Annotated in this window: 15 protein-coding genes and 1 pseudogene; 8 read left to right on the top strand and 8 right to left on the bottom strand. The window is 55.9% G+C overall.

What is annotated here, in order from left to right:
• The first annotated feature begins 168 nt into the window (after nucleotides 1–168).
• Nucleotides 169–1,572 carry a siroheme synthase CysG gene (gene cysG, locus ACKF11_RS01880; RefSeq protein WP_407995756.1) on the top strand — a complete coding sequence of 468 codons (1,404 nt, stop codon included), beginning with the start codon at nucleotides 169–171 and terminating at the stop codon, nucleotides 1,570–1,572.
• Here the strand turns inward: cysG and ACKF11_RS01885 are convergent.
• Together ACKF11_RS01885 and ompR are read right to left on the bottom strand one after the other, a co-directional pair.
• A complete protein-coding gene (locus tag ACKF11_RS01885) occupies nucleotides 1,493–2,857 on the bottom strand; it encodes an ATP-binding protein (protein ID WP_407995757.1) in 1,365 nt (454 codons plus the stop codon). The two genes, cysG and ACKF11_RS01885, sit on opposite strands and share 80 nt — an antisense overlap.
• A 12-nt stretch (nucleotides 2,858–2,869) precedes the next feature.
• The gene (gene ompR, locus ACKF11_RS01890) at nucleotides 2,870–3,604 is read right to left on the bottom strand and encodes an osmolarity response regulator transcription factor OmpR (protein WP_407995157.1); all 735 of its coding nucleotides are present in this window, start codon (nucleotides 3,602–3,604) and stop codon (nucleotides 2,870–2,872) included.
• A 237-nt stretch (nucleotides 3,605–3,841) separates the two neighbouring features.
• Here ompR and ACKF11_RS01895 point away from each other — a divergent pair, with 237 nt between their 5' ends.
• From ACKF11_RS01895 to ACKF11_RS01905, 3 genes are all read left to right on the top strand, one after another.
• Nucleotides 3,842–4,513 (top strand): EF-hand domain-containing protein, encoded by a 672-nt coding sequence (locus ACKF11_RS01895; RefSeq protein WP_407995758.1) that lies wholly within the window; start codon nucleotides 3,842–3,844, stop codon nucleotides 4,511–4,513.
• A gap of 225 nt (nucleotides 4,514–4,738) precedes the next feature.
• Nucleotides 4,739–4,951 carry a YMGG-like glycine zipper-containing protein gene (locus ACKF11_RS01900; RefSeq protein WP_407995159.1) on the top strand — a complete coding sequence of 71 codons (213 nt, stop codon included), beginning with the start codon at nucleotides 4,739–4,741 and terminating at the stop codon, nucleotides 4,949–4,951.
• Between the two features lie 262 nt (nucleotides 4,952–5,213).
• The gene (locus ACKF11_RS01905; RefSeq protein ID WP_407995759.1) at nucleotides 5,214–6,341 is read left to right on the top strand and encodes a GNAT family N-acetyltransferase; all 1,128 of its coding nucleotides are present in this window, start codon (nucleotides 5,214–5,216) and stop codon (nucleotides 6,339–6,341) included.
• A gap of 29 nt (nucleotides 6,342–6,370) precedes the next feature.
• Here the strand turns inward: ACKF11_RS01905 and ybaL are convergent, their stop codons facing one another.
• A complete protein-coding gene (gene ybaL, locus ACKF11_RS01910; protein ID WP_407995161.1) occupies nucleotides 6,371–8,038 on the bottom strand; it encodes a YbaL family putative K(+) efflux transporter in 1,668 nt (555 codons plus the stop codon).
• Between the two features lie 277 nt (nucleotides 8,039–8,315).
• Here ybaL and ACKF11_RS01915 point away from each other — a divergent pair, with 277 nt between their 5' ends.
• The 3 genes from ACKF11_RS01915 to ACKF11_RS01925 are packed head-to-tail and all read left to right on the top strand — an operon-like array spanning nucleotide 8,316 to nucleotide 9,263.
• Nucleotides 8,316–8,792, top strand: a complete 477-nt coding sequence (locus ACKF11_RS01915) for an SRPBCC family protein (protein WP_309564548.1) — start codon at nucleotides 8,316–8,318, stop codon at nucleotides 8,790–8,792.
• Between the two features lie 17 nt (nucleotides 8,793–8,809).
• Complete coding sequence (locus ACKF11_RS01920; protein ID WP_407995760.1) at nucleotides 8,810–9,004, top strand: hypothetical protein; 195 nt, start codon at nucleotides 8,810–8,812, stop codon at nucleotides 9,002–9,004.
• A gap of 10 nt (nucleotides 9,005–9,014) precedes the next feature.
• Entirely contained in the window at nucleotides 9,015–9,263 is a 249-nt protein-coding gene (locus ACKF11_RS01925) for a hypothetical protein (protein ID WP_309564550.1), read from the top strand.
• Between the two features lie 21 nt (nucleotides 9,264–9,284).
• Here ACKF11_RS01925 and ACKF11_RS01930 read toward each other — a convergent pair whose 3' ends face one another.
• Nucleotides 9,285–9,506, bottom strand: coding sequence for a hypothetical protein (locus ACKF11_RS01930; protein WP_309564551.1), 222 nt, complete (start codon nucleotides 9,504–9,506; stop codon nucleotides 9,285–9,287).
• Nucleotides 9,507–9,897: 391 nt separating this feature from the next.
• Nucleotides 9,898–10,164, bottom strand: coding sequence for a hypothetical protein (locus tag ACKF11_RS01935; protein ID WP_407995165.1), 267 nt, complete (start codon nucleotides 10,162–10,164; stop codon nucleotides 9,898–9,900).
• A 214-nt stretch (nucleotides 10,165–10,378) separates the two neighbouring features.
• Here ACKF11_RS01935 and ACKF11_RS01940 point away from each other — a divergent pair, with 214 nt between their 5' ends.
• Entirely contained in the window at nucleotides 10,379–11,986 is a 1,608-nt protein-coding gene (locus ACKF11_RS01940; RefSeq protein ID WP_407995761.1) for a phospholipase D family protein, read from the top strand.
• Between the two features lie 65 nt (nucleotides 11,987–12,051).
• Here ACKF11_RS01940 and ACKF11_RS01945 read toward each other — a convergent pair whose 3' ends face one another.
• From ACKF11_RS01945 to ACKF11_RS01955, 3 genes and pseudogenes are all read right to left on the bottom strand, one after another.
• Nucleotides 12,052–12,288: a hypothetical protein gene (locus ACKF11_RS01945; protein WP_309564554.1), complete on the bottom strand. Its 237-nt coding sequence runs from the start codon at nucleotides 12,286–12,288 to the stop codon at nucleotides 12,052–12,054.
• A gap of 627 nt (nucleotides 12,289–12,915) precedes the next feature.
• Nucleotides 12,916–14,207 (bottom strand): annotated as a pseudogene (locus ACKF11_RS01950) (putative bifunctional diguanylate cyclase/phosphodiesterase).
• Nucleotides 14,152–14,988, bottom strand: a complete 837-nt coding sequence (locus ACKF11_RS01955; protein WP_407996027.1) for a GAF domain-containing protein — start codon at nucleotides 14,986–14,988, stop codon at nucleotides 14,152–14,154. Before ACKF11_RS01955 ends, ACKF11_RS01950 begins: the two are co-directional and overlap by 56 nt.
• Nucleotides 14,989–15,118: the final 130 nt, after the last annotated feature.

Here is a 15,118-nt window from a genome sequence, read left to right on the forward strand (position 1 = left end):
GTAGGGTAAGGCCTCATTTTAGCTTAGCTGCTGCGGAAAGCCAATCGCAGAGTAATCCCATTTCCAATTAATCCGATACGGTGTTGCTCCTCCTTGCCGTGTAATTGCACTGTCCGTGTCGTCGCGCCTAGTCTCGTATTAAGTTGGAAATGGAATAAAATGCCATGCATGGAAACACTGCCTATCTTCATGAAACTGCGCAATCGACCCTGCCTTGTGGTCGGAGGAGGCGATGTTGCAAGCCGCAAGGTCAGCCTGTTGGAAAAAGCCGGGGCTGATATCACGGTGGTGGCGCCTGAGTTGCACCCTACGTTGATGCAATGGCTGGCAGAAGGGCGGATACGTCATTTTGCCTTGGTATTCGAGCCATCGCAGATGGATGGCGCTGCGGTTGTGATTGCCGCGACGGACGATGCCGAGGTAAACCGCGCCGTTTCCCAGGCGGCGCAGGCACGCAATATTCCTGTGAATGTGGTGGATGCGCCTGAACTTTGTACATTCATCGTGCCTTCGATCGTGGACCGCTCTCCACTGCTGGTGGCGGTGTCCAGCGGCGGGGCTGCGCCAGTGCTCGCACGCCTGCTGCGCACCCGGATTGAAACCATGATTCCTGCCGCCTACGGCCGTTTGGCAGCATTTGCCGCCGAGTTCCGCGAGGCAGTGAAGCGGCGGTTCAGTACCGGGCAGCAGCGGCGGATTTTCTGGGAAGATGTGTTCCAGGGAGCGATAGGCGAACAGGTATTGTCCGGACAGGAGTCTGCGGCGCGGCATGCCATGGAGCAATTGCTGGCAGGGAGTGGCGAGCTGAATCATGGCGAAGTCTATCTTGTCGGCGGCGGCCCGGGAGATCCAGACCTGCTGACTTTCCGCGCCCTGCGCCTGATGCAGCAAGCGGATGTGTGCGTCTACGACAAACTCGTGAGCAAGGAAGTCATGGAGTTGGTACGGCGGGACGCCGAGCTGATTTATGTGGGCAAGTCGCGCGACCAGCATACCTTGCCGCAAGAGGACATCAATCAGCTATTGGTACGCCTTGCCCAGGAAGGCAAGCGCGTATTGCGCCTGAAGGGCGGCGACCCGTTCATTTTCGGCCGTGGCGGCGAAGAGATAGAGACGCTGATGGAGAACGGCGTCCCGTTCCAGGTGGTGCCCGGCATCACGGCGGCGAATGGGGTATCCAGCTATGCCGGAATCCCGCTGACCCACCGGGACTATGCGCAGTCGTGCCTGTTCACGACCGGGCACCTCAAGGACGGTTCGGTCAACCTGGATTGGCATGCCCTCGTGCGCCCGAACCAGACAGTCGTGATTTATATGGGATTGGTCGGCTTGCCCGAGATATGCCGGCAAATGCAAGCTCACGGCGCTTCCGAAAGCCTGCCCATCGCCATCATCCAGCAAGGCACGACGCAGCGGCAGCGGGTAGTGGAGGGCACGCTGGCGACATTGCCCGGGCTGGTGGAGCACGCAGGGTTGCGCGCGCCTTGCCTGATTATTGTCGGCGAGGTTGTGCGTTTACGCGAAAAGCTTGCTTGGTTTGCGCCGTCACCTGAGGCTGTATCGGCAGGGTAAGCCTGGCTTCCAGGCCTCCCTGCGGGCGGTTGAGCAGGGTGAGCTGGCCCTTGTGCAACTTGGCGATGCGGTCGGAGATCGCCAATCCCAGGCCGCTGCCGCTTTTGTTGCCGCGCGCAGTGTCCAGGCGCTCGAATGGCCGCAGTAGGCGTTCCATCTGCGAGGCAGGGATGCCTGGGCCGTTATCCAATACGCTGAGAATGATGTTGCCTGCCGTGATGCGCGTGCTGACCGTGACTTCACCGCCGCCATAGGCAAAGGCATTATCGATCAGGTTGGTGAGCAGCCGCTGCATGGCTAGCGGGCGCACGGGAATCAGATGGGTCGGCGCCAGGGACATGGTCAATTTGCGGCCTGCGCGGATATGGCGGTCTGCAATCGAGGTAAGCAATGCATTGAGGTCCATCATCTGCGTCGGCTCGCCTTCGATCCCGCGCACAAAATCCAGGAACTGGTGAATGATGCTGTCCATGTCGCCGATGTCCTGGATCATGCCGGTCTTGAGGCTGGCGCAGTACTCGTCAGGCAGCATTTCCACGGAGAGGCGCAGGCGCGCCAGCGGCGTGCGCAGGTCATGCGAAATACCAGCTAGCAGCAAGGTCCGTTCGTTGTCCAGACGTACCAGCGCTTCGGTCATTTCATTGAAGGTACGGCTGACTTCGCGTAGCTCATGTGCGCCTTCTTCCGGCAATGGCGGGGGATATTCGCCGCTGCTCAGGCGGCCTGCTGCCTTGACCAGCAGACGCAAGGGATGGTGGATATTCGATGCGATCAGGTAGGCGCCGAGCAATGACAGCATGATAACCAGGGCGCCCCAGCCCAGCCATTGCCAGGGGAATGGCCGGTCTACCTGGATACGAGGAATCACTACCCAATAATCGTCTTGTCCCAGGCTGAAACTGACCCACAGGCCGGGTATGCCGAAGTGGTTCAATACGACGAGCGTGTCCTTGCCCAGGCGCTCGCGGATTTTTTCCGCGATCAGGCGGATGAGGTGATCGTTGGGAAGCGGCTCGATTTCCTCGAGCATGTCCGCGGCGTAAATCCGCACGCCTTCGCGCCCGGATAGCTCCGAGAGCAAGGCTAGCCTGCGGTTTTCATGCGCGGCGAGCAGGGAGGCGCGGGTATAGTTGACGACCGTGATCGCCTGTAGCGCCGCCGCCATGGCGCGTGGCTCGCTTTCGAAGTAGTCGAACAGCTTTAGCGCCGCGAACTGCCCTGCTGCGAGCAACAGGGCGATCAGCAGCATGACGCGTGCGAGAAGGGTGCGGGGCAACAGGCTCACGGAGGCGCGACACTAGCTTTTCTGAGTTTCGCCATCGGGAACGAAGACATAGCCGAACCCCCACATGGTCTGCAGGTAGCGCGGATGGGATGGGTCCGGCTCGATCAGGCGGCGCAGGCGGGATACCTGCACGTCGATACTGCGGTCAAATACATCCAGTTCGCGTCCGCGGGCCAATTGCATGAGGCGGTCGCGCGACAATGGCTGGCGCGGATGGTCGACGAATACCTTGAGCAGGGCGAATTCGCCGCTGGTAATGGTGACGGGTTCGCCGTTCTTGGTCAGCGTGCGTGTCGAGGGGTCGAAGATGAACTCGCCGAAGCTGATGTGTTCCGCCTCTGCCACCGGCGTGCCGGGCGGGAGCCGGCTGTGGCGGCGTAGGACCGCATTGATGCGGGCGAGCAGCTCGCGCGGGTTGAACGGCTTGGGCAGGTAGTCGTCCGCTCCCATCTCCAAACCGATGATGCGGTCTATCTCGTCTCCGCGTGCGGTGAGCATGACGACTGGGATGGTGCTGCCGTTGGCGCGAAGGCGGCGGCAAATGGCAAGACCGTCCTCTCCCGGGAGCATGAGGTCGAGTACCAGCAAATCCACATGCTCATGGGCAAGCACTTGGTCCATTTCTCCGGCATCGGAGACGGCTTTTACCGAAAAGCCCTGTTCGCCCAGATAACGTTGCAACAACTCGCGCATGCGCAAGTCGTCGTCCACCATTAATATTTTTTTCGAAGGTGTCTGCATAGCCATATTTTCTGCGGAAATGAGGGTGGATGAAAAGTATTATTTACAGGTTCCATCGTCTTTGTGCTGATTCTCTTTATTGCCAGCTTATGGGTTTGCATAAGGTGGAAAATCCCACACAATAATTGTTACAATTTTTTACAATGAGAAGCCGATATGAAACACTCAGTTTACATCAATGAGGGATGATGTCGCCTCATTCAACTGCTTGCCAGTACATTTTTACATCAATGGCGAGGTTGAATGGTTCCTGAGCCACGCATGTTGTTAGCCGCTGGCGAGGGCGCAAGTAAGCTTAAAACAGAGGCGAGCGAATCATATGATCTTGCAAGTGTACGGTTTAGCTTTATGTTGATGGTAACTGATCTGGTTTGGCATCATAAGCTGGTAATGACGGCAGTATTGCTGGGCGTTGCCGGCGTCGTCCATGCTGCGAACGTACGTTATGCAAATGACGATATGGCGGCCGATGCGCAGGAAGTGCCGACGGCACATATCCATCAAACCCTGGATGCAAAAATTTCTGGTGAGGATCGCCAGCGCTTGCGGCGCGATCTTTACGAATACTCCCGCAGCGTCGATGCTGCCCATGCTCAGATTGAAGAACGTAGGCGCATGATGCGCCAGCGCATTCTGGAGCGTTTTCAAGAAGCTGACAAAGACGGCAACGGGGTGATTTCACGTGAGGAAGCGGTGGAAATGCTTCCCCAGGTGGCTCGTCATTTCATACAGTTCGACCTCAATGGCGACGGCGTGATTACGATGAACGAGCTTGAGGTCATGCAGGCTCAGATTGCCGAGCGTCAGCACAAGGCGCTCGAGAAGAAGGACAAAGAATTGCAGGATGTGGCTGAACCAGCGCCGCTGCACGATGTAAAGGATGTGAGCGTTGCCGTTCCCAAGCGGGCGCTATGACTGAATTCCAATAATAAATCTTCCTTGTGAAACCTTTAAGCACTGCCTTGCCGGGACAGTGCTTTTCTTTTGTCTTTTATTGGCGACAATTTTTCAACTTTCCCTCTCCCTTGGTTGTGAATTTTCTAATCAACTAATTGATTTTAATTTAAAAATCATTAATGGCCTAGTTTTTGCAATCTGAACAGTACCGGGTGAATACCTGGAATTTGAAAGGAAAATGAAATGAAGAAAACGATTGCAGGGTTATTGTTGCTCGCCATGTTGAGCGGTTGTTCCGGATTGTCCACGCGCCAAAAGAATGCGGCTACGGGTGCCGCCATTGGCGGCGTAGCGGGAGCGGTGCTGACGGGCGGGAGTTCGTTCGGCACCGTGGGCGGGGCAGCAATTGGCGGCGTCATTGGTCATGGCGTCGATTCAGCGGGCAAGCGCAAGTAGTATTAAGCCACAAGTGTTAACCACGGGTGTCGCGATTTTGCGACGCCCATGGCTGCCAATATTTCAACCTCTCCTCCGCTTCACCACTATCGCGTCAACCGGCGGGTAGTGGTGTTTTTTCGCCTGCTTCCGCCGTATTATCCTGATACTCTAGAGTGTCGCCAGTATTGGAGAGTAAGGTGTCTTTTCTCATTCGGTGCAAAGTCAGCGCATATGGAATTGCCGCAATTCGGCCATGGCGGTTCTCACCGGTTGAGACGCCATGAACATCGAGCTTGAAATCGCCGCAGGCGTGAGCGAGCTGGATAGTGCGCAATGGAATGCGCTGACGGATGGGTCTCCCTTGCTCAGCCACGCTTTCCTCAGTGCGTTGGAGCATAGCGGTTCGGTTGGCGAGGGCACCGGCTGGCAACCCATGCCGTTGGTATTCAGGCGCGACGGCAAATTGGCAGGGGCCGTGCCCCTCTACCTCAAGCATCATTCCTACGGAGAATATGTATTTGACTGGTCTTGGGCGGACGCTTATGCCCAGCATGGGCTGGAGTATTACCCCAAGCTGGTGGCGGCAGTGCCTTTCACGCCGATTACGGGTGCGCGGCTATTGTCGCATGATGCCGTGCTGCAAGCGCGGATGGCGGATATCCTGCGCGATACGGCGCACCGCTTGCAGCTGTCGTCTGTCCATGTCCTGTTTCCCGACGCGAAAAATGCAAGTATGTTGTCAGGTCAAGGCTGGCTCAGGCGCCAGGGAGTGCAATTCCGCTGGCAGAATCAGGGGTTTGCCGGCTTTGACGAGTTCCTCATGACCCTTACGCATGACAAGCGCAAGAAAATCCGCCAGGAACGCAAGAGGGTCGGTGCGGCCGGGGTGAGCTGCCGGCGCCTGCGCGGGTGCGATATCAGCGAGCGCGAGTGGGATTTTTTCTACAAGTGCTATCTCAATACCTATCTCGAGCACCGTTCTAGCCCTTACCTGACCCAGGCATTTTTCCACGAGCTGGGCGAGCGCCTGCCGGACAACGTGATGCTGGTGTTGGCGGAGCGCGATGGCCGACGTATCGGTGCAGCGCTCAACCTGTACGATGCGGATTGCCTGTATGGACGCTATTGGGGCGCATTGGCTTATGTCCCCAACCTGCATTTCGAGCTGTGCTATTACCAAGCGCAGGAGTTCTGCATCGAGCAGGGCATCCGCTTCTTCGAGGGCGGCGCCCAGGGGGAGCACAAACTGGCACGCGGATTCGTGGCGCGGGAAACCTGTTCATTCCATCATATCACCCATGCCGATTTCGAGGCCGCGGTCAGGCGCTTTGTCTCACGCGAAGGCGTTGGCATCAGCCACTACCAGCAAGAGCTGGACGAGCGTGCGCCGTACCGAAAGCCTGGCTAGCGCCAAGTTCCAGACGCCAAGTCACAGGGCTACCATTCCACGCCGGCACGCACCCAGTTCGCCATGCCCTTGGCGATTTCCCTTTCTCCCATGATGGTGTAGGACGCGCCATGTTTTTCCAGGTGCTCGATCTGGGCGTCGGAATGCGCGCGCGCCACGACTTCGATCTGCGGGTTGATCTTGCGGGCGTGCTCGATGATTTGTCCTGCTTCCAGCGCGTCAGGGATGGCGACCAGCAGCCAGCGCGCGGACTTGAGATTGGCAGCTTCCATCATGCCGGGCGCCGCGGCATTGCCGCACAAGGCCGGGGTACCCTGCTCGCGCAGGGCCTGGACTGTTTCAGGCTGGTCTTCCAGCACGATGAACGGCTGGTCTTGCTGGCGTAGCGACGCGCCTACCAGCTTGCCGACGCGTCCATAGCCCACCAGGACGGCATGGGCGTGCAGGTGGGGATACGAGATGGTGCGTGCGCCGCTTTCGCCCTTGAGGGGACGCTTCTCTTCGCGGTTGAGCAGCCACGGCTTCAGGCGGTCAAGCCAGGCGAACAGCAACGGATTGATCAGGATGGAGAGAATCGCGCCACTCAGGATCAAGTCGCGTCCGGTGTCTGACAGCAGGCCCAGCGAGCCTCCAAGGGAGGCCAGGATGAATGAGAACTCGCCAATCTGCGCCAGGCTGGCAGAAATCGTCAATGCAGTGCCCAATGGATGGCGGAAGGCCAGCACGATCCCGAAGGCGGCCAATGATTTCCCGATGACGATGATGAAGAGGGTAGCGAGAATGAGCCAAGGCTCGCGAAAGAGGATGGAAGGATCAAACAGCATGCCGACCGAGACAAAAAACAATACGGCAAACGCATCGCGCAACGGCAGGGATTCTTCCGCGGCGCGGTGGCTGAGCTCTGATTCGCTCAGGATCATGCCGGCAAAGAACGCGCCCAGCGCGAACGATACGCCGAAAATATAGGTGGCACCCAGCGCGAATCCGAGGGCAATCGCGAGCACGGCGAGCCGGAACAGCTCGCGCGACCCGGTGGCGGCAGTGCGTGCCAGCAGCCAAGGGATGATGCGGCGTCCGACCAGCAGCATCACGGCGACAAAGGCGATCACCTTGCCTATGGTCAACGCCATGGTGTTGAGGAGGGCGCTGCCGTCCAGGTTGTTGCTCTCGCCGCCCAGCATGCCGCTCAACGCAGGCACCAGCACCAGGGTGAGCACCATGGCAATGTCTTCCACGATGAGCCAGCCAATCGCGATCTGCCCGCGCTTGGTTTCTAGGATGCGCCGTTCCTGCAAGGCGGTGAGCAATACGACGGTGCTGGCTGTGGACAGCGCCAGGCCGAAGATCAGGCCTTCTCCCAGCGGCCAGCCGATCGCCAATGCCATTGAAAGGCCGAGCAGCGTGGCAATGGCGATCTGCACGATAGCGCCGGGAATGGCAATCGATTTGACCGAAAGCAGGTCGCGCAGCGAAAAATGCAGGCCTACGCCGAACATGAGCAGGATTACGCCGATTTCCGATAGTTCATGGGCAAGGTTGGCGTCAGCGACAAACCCCGGGGTATGTGGGCCCACGACGACCCCTGCAATCAGGTAACCAACAAGCGGCGGCATCTTCAGGCGGTTGGCCAGCATGCCGAAAATAAAAGCCAGTACCAGGCCTCCAACTATGGTGGCAATGAGTGGCGTGTGCTCCATCCGGGGGGAAACCTTTCAAACTTGGCGAGAGATCAAATTGCGAGCCATGCTGCCTAGCATTCCGGCATGGACAGTATGGGTATTCGAAAATTAACTCAAGATTGTGTCAGCGCGCAACTTTTTATATGAATTTCTCATGCAGTGGCAGGCCTTTGGCACGTGTCAGTATAAAACCGTTGGTTTTTCCGACATGGTTTTAGGAATAAGCCAGCTCTTGCGCGGATAACACGGCGATTACACTGGTTTTCATTCTTGTAAAGTGTGCATGGAGTCTGATATGCCGACCATTGAAAAAACCATAGACGTCAAGGTTCCTGTGAATATTGCCTATAACCAGTGGACCCAGTTCGAGACCTTTCCCAACTTCATGGATAGTGTAGTCAATGTAAAACAGCTGGACGACAGGCATGTCTGGTGGCTTGCGCAGATCGGCGGGAAGGCCGTCGAATGGGAAGCCGAGATTACCGAGCAGGTGCCGGACGACCATATCGCGTGGCGCAGCGTTTCCGGCATACGCAATACTGGAGTCGTGTCCTTCCAGCATGTAGATGTCCATTCCACCCGCGTGCGTCTAGAAATTGAATATGAAACCGACACCGTGGCTGAAACGGCCGCCAGCATGATGGGTGTGCTGGAGCTCAAGATTGCGGAAGACCTTGAGCGTTACCGTCAGTTGCTGGAATCACGCAAGGCGCCTGCGGGCGGCTGGCGCGGCCATATTCCCTCCGATGCGGACAACGCGTTGCGGCATTGAGAAAAGGGCGATCCGTGATGGCATTATTTACGGTCAATGTGCGCTATAAAGGACACTCGGCTGTCGAGCCGCCGTTATGGAGCAATGACGTCGATGCGACCGATGTGGAGGAGGCGTATCGCATCGGCAAAGCCCAGTTCGAGGCGGAGCGTCCAGACCTTGCGAATGCATCTGTCTCTATAGAGGCTGCATCAGGGTACGTGGAGAAGTGAGGCAAATGAAATGGAAAGCTTGATTGCCAAGCTCAAGACGCCCTCGCCCCATCATGAGGTGGAAATGGAAATAGACGGTTTCACCATACGGCCACTAGATGAGAGCGTGAGTGCGCTTGAGGATTTTCAGCCAATAGCGGAAGAGGCGATCCGCTATGCAGGCGATGATTATAAAGTGGTGGCTTATCCTGCGGATAATCCGGACAGCGCACGTGACGGTTACGGCAAGGTGTTTTTCAATAAGGTTAAATGCCCCTAGGTCGAGCCCTTTTAGGCTGGCTCATTGCTGGCAGAGATCCAGCCATTTTTCTATATATTCATTGAGATATTCGCGGTCCCCCTCGACGATATTGCCAATGATGCCTTGCTCGACAAGCCGGTCCCGTTGTTCTTGAATGCAGGACGATAACGTATCCTTGTCGGGGTGGGCCGCGACGACAGCCTTCATGAGAATGCGGTATTCCAGGCTTTCCAGCGTGCGTTGGTTCAACTGTCTTGCCATTGCTTCAACCTGTGCTTGCAATAATGGAATTCTTTCCATGTGCGTTCTTTCCCAAATAAATTCCCCGATACGATCAACTTCTGTTGCTTACTGATAGTGCGGCGATATGCTTCGCTTTTGTTCATTATTGTCACAAAATAGATGTTGTCTGCCAACTGGCCGCCCGCCACCTAGTGTGCAGTAAATTCACAAGGTGCGTTTCACAAATGTTTGTTCATCAGCGCGCTGCATCCGGCATTTGCCAGCCGGGAAGCTTTACGCAGTAGATGATGAAGGGAGGCGGGCAGATGCACCGTGCGTTGTTATTTTTTCCTTTAGTATTCAGTCGTTTTTGAGTGCCCCGATATATGCCATGTGGGGTGGCGGCTGTGATTCTGAATCAGGCCCCTGATCAGGGGTTTTGCCGGTATTTCAGGACAAATTCGTTTTCCATGAATTCGCAGGCTTCAGCGACATATTTCAGTTCCGTGGGCGAAAGCGCGGAATTGGCATGGCGCTTCCAGCAATCCTGTATCGCCGCACGATCATTGCGTTGCTCCGCACTATCAGGGACTGCCGGCCCGCCGAAAATGTAGTAAAGCAGCGCCGCGCTGATAAAGACAACAATAAACAGCCAAAGCCAGGATTGCGACCCCCATTGCCGAGTGTGGCTGGTCATAATGCGGTTCTCCTTTTCCATCGAATAGTGAATTGCTGGTGTTTGTATTTGTATTATGCATTGATTATAGTCTGCCAGGATTGTTCCAATCTTCCCTGCGAGGCTTAATTTTTCTCATGATGCGCAAAGAACCCGAGAGGCAATTCATGTGTCACACAGCGAAGCTCATCCGGCTTATTCTTACAGAGAACCAGAATATGAAGAAGATGGCAGCATGAGGGCCTCCCCGGCCAGACGATTGAACAAGCTGGATTGGCTGCATGCTGGCATGGCCTGGTGCCAGCGAGGCATCATGCTGATGTTGGTCGTGCCATTGTTCGCATGCGGCTTGCCTCAGGTGCGTGAGAGCGACAAGCCGCCTTCCATGGCGCTCCGGGTGGAGGAGGTGGCGGACACGCAGTTGGGCCAGACCATGCGGCCGCTCAAGGCCGCCCATCCGGGCGAATCCGGCATCATGCCTTTGCTGGATGCCTACAGTGCTTTTGCAGCGCGCATGCTGTTAACCCATTCCGCGCAAAAGACCCTAGATGTCCAATATTACATCTGGCGCAACGACAATACGGGCATACTGTTCCTCGAAGCATTGCGCAAAGCGGCGGAGCGTGGCGTCCGGGTAAGGCTGTTGCTGGACGATAACGGCATCAGCGGTCGTGAAATGGATGCCAGGCTGGCTGCGCTCAACAAGCATCCCAATATCGAAGTCCGCCTGTTCAATCCTTTCCCTTTCCGAACATTCAAGCCGCTGGGCTTTCTCACGGATTTCTCGCGCCTCAACCGCCGCATGCACAACAAGTCGTTCACTGCCGACAACATGGTGACCATTATCGGCGGACGCAATGTCGGCGATGAGTATTTCGGCGCGACGGACGGCATATTGTTTGCAGACCTCGATGTCATGGCGATCGGCGCTGTAGTGGACGACACCTCTCAGGATTTCGACCGCTACTGGGCCAGCGCATCAGCCTACCCCTTGAGCGTGCTGATTCCCGCCCCAAGCGATGAGGAGTTGCAAGCATTGAGCGCTGCGGCAGACAAGGCGGAAAAAACCGTCACTGGGCAAGGCTACCTCAAGGCATTGAAGGAGAGCCAGTTCATCCATGATTTCATCAAGGGCCAGCATGCATTCGATTGGTCCAAGGTGGAGCTGATCAGCGATAGCCCTGACAAGATTACCGGAGAGGCAAAAAAGGATGAGCTGATGGTGTTCAACCTGGCCCGCATCCTGCGCAACCCGAAAGAGAGCGTCGACCTTGTCTCTCCTTATTTCGTGCCGACCCAGGCCGGGGTCGATGGGTTTTCCGCGCTCGCCAGGAAGGGCATCAATATCCGCATCCTGACCAATGCGCTCGAATCTACCGACGTGGTGGCGGTGCATGCGGGCTACGCAAAGTGGCGTAAGCCGTTGTTGCAGGCCGGCATACGGCTGTACGAAATGCGCAGCCAGGTGGCTGGAAGCGGCATGGCTAAGTATCTGGGGGCACTGGGCAGTTCGGGTTCCAGTTTGCATGCCAAGACTTTTACCATTGACCGTTCGCGCGTATTTATCGGCTCGTTCAATTTCGACCCGCGTTCAGCGCAGCTCAATACAGAACTTGGCTTCATGATCGAAAGCCCGGGACTGGCCCAGCAGATGGAACAGGCATTCAAGGCGGATGTGCCGGAGAGCGCTTATGAAGTCCGGCTGGATGAAAATAACCGCTTGTATTGGCTGTCATACCAGGACGGGGTGGAGCAGCGGTACAGCGTTGACCCGGGCACCACCCTGATGCAGCGTTTTTTTGTGAGAATATTGTCGATAATGCCCATCGACTGGCTGTTGTAAAAACTGTTATCAAGGGCAATAAAAAAGGCGGAACCCTGTCCGCCCCTGGATAAAACTGACCTGGATTAAGCCTTTTTCACCAGCGTCAGCCCGGTTCTTTTTGCCTTGAGCAATACTTCGAATACGTCGACCGCGGCAACCTTGTGCGATTTGACTACTGCGTCAAATGCGGCGATCAGTTCTGGCATGCCTTCGCTTTGACGGTTCAATTCCACTGGTTTTTTTTCCAGCGCTTCCAATTGCTCTGTCAGAGCAGAAATCTTTTGCTTCAGCTTTTCTCTTTTTGTATCAATAGTTGCCATGAGTCAGTCCTGTTTGTGGTCATGTGGAAATAAATTCAAGATACCGCCAGTGAAGAAATGCAGCAATCATTCTTTGAAATCATCTGAATTAATTCACTTCGATCCGGCATTATATTCAAATTAACCTTAAAAATAAAACAATGAATATATCAATACAATGAAAGAAAAATGATAACACTACCGCTTCGGGAAGCCAGGTTGGCGATCATATCAATTCATATTTAAATCAAGGCGATCACAACATCGCCACTTATTCAGAAACAATATGGTCGAGGTCAAAAATAGAAAAAATGGTAATCGTCAATATGTCAGGATAATATTGGTTATTGCTTGGAGCTTACTGTAACCAGGAAGTTTAATTTTTGTGAAAGCCGCCGCTTGCAGCATGCATGGCAGTAGCTGCTCACGCCCTTAATTTTGAATGTGGTCTATTAAATAGGCGATCAAAATTCTTCCGCTAATTGGGAAAATTACCCCTCGCTTTTGCATTGGAAACGGCCGGGATAAGATCAAATAATGGCTGTGCAAGAGCTGGAGTTTTGTCAGAGAAGATGACTGAGCATCCCAAGAATTTGCAGCCGACGCTTGCTGAGCGGCGTTGTCCGATCTGCTATCTTGATAGACGATTCAAGCCCGTCTGGATAGGTAGTGATCCAAGCCGAACATGTCAGCGAACTGGATGGCAGACAAAGGGCGGGAGAAAAGATATCCCTGGCCTTCGGAGCAGACAATTTCAAGCAAGGCCTTTTGTTGTTCCGCAGTTTCAATGCCTTCCGCAATCGTATCCAACGAAAATGCGTTCGCCATCTCAATCACGGCATTGACGACGGCATTGTCCTGTTGCGACTCCAGCATTCCCTGGACAAAAGAGCGGTCTATCTTGATACGGCTTAAGGGGTAATGTTTGAGCAGGCTGAGCGACGCGTATCCTGTGCCGAAATCGTCAAAGGCGATGCCGACGCCGACCTCCCGCAAACGGCGTATGGATTCGAGTGCCAACTCGTCATGCTCGAGCACGTATTTTCCGTGATTTCCAATTCCAGCGCCGAGGGCGGCAATCCGTGGCGCTCAAGCATAGAGATGACCGTCTTCGCAAGGTCGTCCACCCGGAACTGTGCGCCGAACAGGTTGACCCCCATGCGGAAGTCCGCCAAGCCTTGACGCCGCCATTGCGCCACTTGGGCACAGGCTTCATCCAGCACCCAGTTGCCTACCGTTGCCGCCAGCGGTCCGTTTTCCAACACAGGCAGGAAAGCCGCCGGTGACAGCAAGCCGCGCTCGGGGTGCCGCCAGCGGATCAGCGCTTCGGCCCCAGCCAACAATCCGTCGGACAAGCGGACCTGCGGTTGGTAGAAGAGGACGAATTCGCCATCGTGCACCGCCCGGTGCAATTCCAGGCCATAAAGATGGCGCGCCACCGCCTCCATCCTGAGGGCTTGGACGAATACATAGGATTGCGCCCCGCCGAGGCGCTTGGCATGGAACAAGGCCAAGTCTGCGTTACCGATTAACTCCAGCGCCTCTTGCGCGTGTTGTGGCGCTATCGCTACGCCGCAGCTGGTCGTGATGCGAATTTCATGATGGTCGATCACAATCGCATCGACCAGCGCCTCGATCAAGGCCTGTGCAACAGCCTGTGCTTCCGCAGGGTCCTTTAATTCGTGCAATAGCAGCGCGAATTCGTCGCCGCCGATGCGGGCTGCCAAGCCGGAGCCTGCCAGCGCATGCTCCAGTCGATGGGCGATTTCGCGGAGGATGCTGTCTCCTACCGCGTGCCCCAGCGTATCATTCACATCCTTGAATCCATCGAGGTCGAGCATCAAGACGGCGATCGGTTTTGCAGCGACCAAGGCTTGTTCCACTTCACGATAAAAGCGGCCGCGGTTCGCCAGGCCGGTCAGCAGGTCGGTAGTGGCCAAGCGGTGCAGCTCCGCTTCCTCCCGCTTTTTTGCCGTGATGTCCTGCAGGTGCGCATTGAAAATAAGCTGGCCATGCTCTTGCCAGCAGAAGAGGGAAAGCCCCAGTTCGAATTCGCTTCCATCCTTGCGCAGGCCATGAGTGGCTTCCGGCATGGATATGCCGTCGAAGGTGCCGGTGGTTACCGCTTGTTACCGTTTGTGCGACCAATTGATGGAAAATGGGGTGTTCCCGTTCCGGAATCAATTGATCGACGAGCAAGCCTTCGCCTTCATCCAGGCGATAACCATGCAGCGCTGCGGCGGCCTGGTTCCAGGTCACAATGTTGCGATGGGCATCAAACCAGACAACTGCTGTGGGCGAGTTGCGCGCGAACTCCTCGAACGGCTGGCGAGATTGCTCTGTCGAGATTTCCAGGCGGCGCAGCTCGAGGCGATCCACTGCCATCTTGGCAAGTTCGCGTAGGCGCTCGCAATCTTCCCCGGAAAACTCCCTGGGCTGGCCGTCGATCACACATAAGGCTCCTAGCGCATGACCGTCAGGTGAAATCAACGGGACGCCTGCATAGAAACGCAAATTGGCAGGCCCGAGGACTAAGGGATTATCGTGAAACTGCTCATCGAGATGGGAATCGGGCACGACCATCACATTGGTCTGGTTAATGGCATGGGCACAGAAGGAAACGTCCCTTCTCATGTCCACATTCCCGACCCCGGTACTGGCCGCGAAAAATACATGGTCGCTGCCGATCATGTTGATGGCTGCCACTGGCATGTTGAACATGCGGGCAGCGATTTGTACCACCGGTTCAAGTGCCGGAAGCGGCCGGTCCGAACCTAATCCATAGGCTGCTAATGCTTGCAAGCGTTCGGTTTAATCTGGCGGAATCATGGGACATTTCATTAGAAATTCC

The sequence above is a fragment of the Methylobacillus draconifructus genome (assembly GCF_045984385.1).
GTDB lineage: Bacteria > Pseudomonadota > Gammaproteobacteria > Burkholderiales > Methylophilaceae > Methylobacillus > Methylobacillus flagellatus_A.

Excerpts from the sequence above, each read along its gene's own strand:
- ACKF11_RS01955 (WP_407996027.1), bottom strand. The coding sequence starts at position 14,988 with ATGTTCAACATGCCAGTGGCAGCCATCAACATGATCGGCAGCGACCAT.
- cysG (WP_407995756.1), top strand. The coding sequence starts at position 169 with ATGGAAACACTGCCTATCTTCATGAAACTGCGCAATCGACCCTGCCTT.
- ACKF11_RS01915 (WP_309564548.1), top strand. The coding sequence starts at position 8,316 with ATGCCGACCATTGAAAAAACCATAGACGTCAAGGTTCCTGTGAATATT.
- ACKF11_RS01920 (WP_407995760.1), top strand. The coding sequence starts at position 8,810 with ATGGCATTATTTACGGTCAATGTGCGCTATAAAGGACACTCGGCTGTC.
- ACKF11_RS01935 (WP_407995165.1), bottom strand. The coding sequence starts at position 10,164 with ATGACCAGCCACACTCGGCAATGGGGGTCGCAATCCTGGCTTTGGCTG.
- ACKF11_RS01905 (WP_407995759.1), top strand. The coding sequence starts at position 5,214 with ATGAACATCGAGCTTGAAATCGCCGCAGGCGTGAGCGAGCTGGATAGT.
- ACKF11_RS01895 (WP_407995758.1), top strand. The coding sequence starts at position 3,842 with ATGGTTCCTGAGCCACGCATGTTGTTAGCCGCTGGCGAGGGCGCAAGT.
- ACKF11_RS01945 (WP_309564554.1), bottom strand. The coding sequence starts at position 12,288 with ATGGCAACTATTGATACAAAAAGAGAAAAGCTGAAGCAAAAGATTTCT.
- ACKF11_RS01930 (WP_309564551.1), bottom strand. The coding sequence starts at position 9,506 with ATGGCAAGACAGTTGAACCAACGCACGCTGGAAAGCCTGGAATACCGC.
- ompR (WP_407995157.1), bottom strand. The coding sequence starts at position 3,604 with ATGGCTATGCAGACACCTTCGAAAAAAATATTAATGGTGGACGACGAC.
- ACKF11_RS01900 (WP_407995159.1), top strand. The coding sequence starts at position 4,739 with ATGAAGAAAACGATTGCAGGGTTATTGTTGCTCGCCATGTTGAGCGGT.
- ACKF11_RS01925 (WP_309564550.1), top strand. The coding sequence starts at position 9,015 with ATGGAAAGCTTGATTGCCAAGCTCAAGACGCCCTCGCCCCATCATGAG.
- ybaL (WP_407995161.1), bottom strand. The coding sequence starts at position 8,038 with ATGGAGCACACGCCACTCATTGCCACCATAGTTGGAGGCCTGGTACTG.
- ACKF11_RS01940 (WP_407995761.1), top strand. The coding sequence starts at position 10,379 with ATGAGGGCCTCCCCGGCCAGACGATTGAACAAGCTGGATTGGCTGCAT.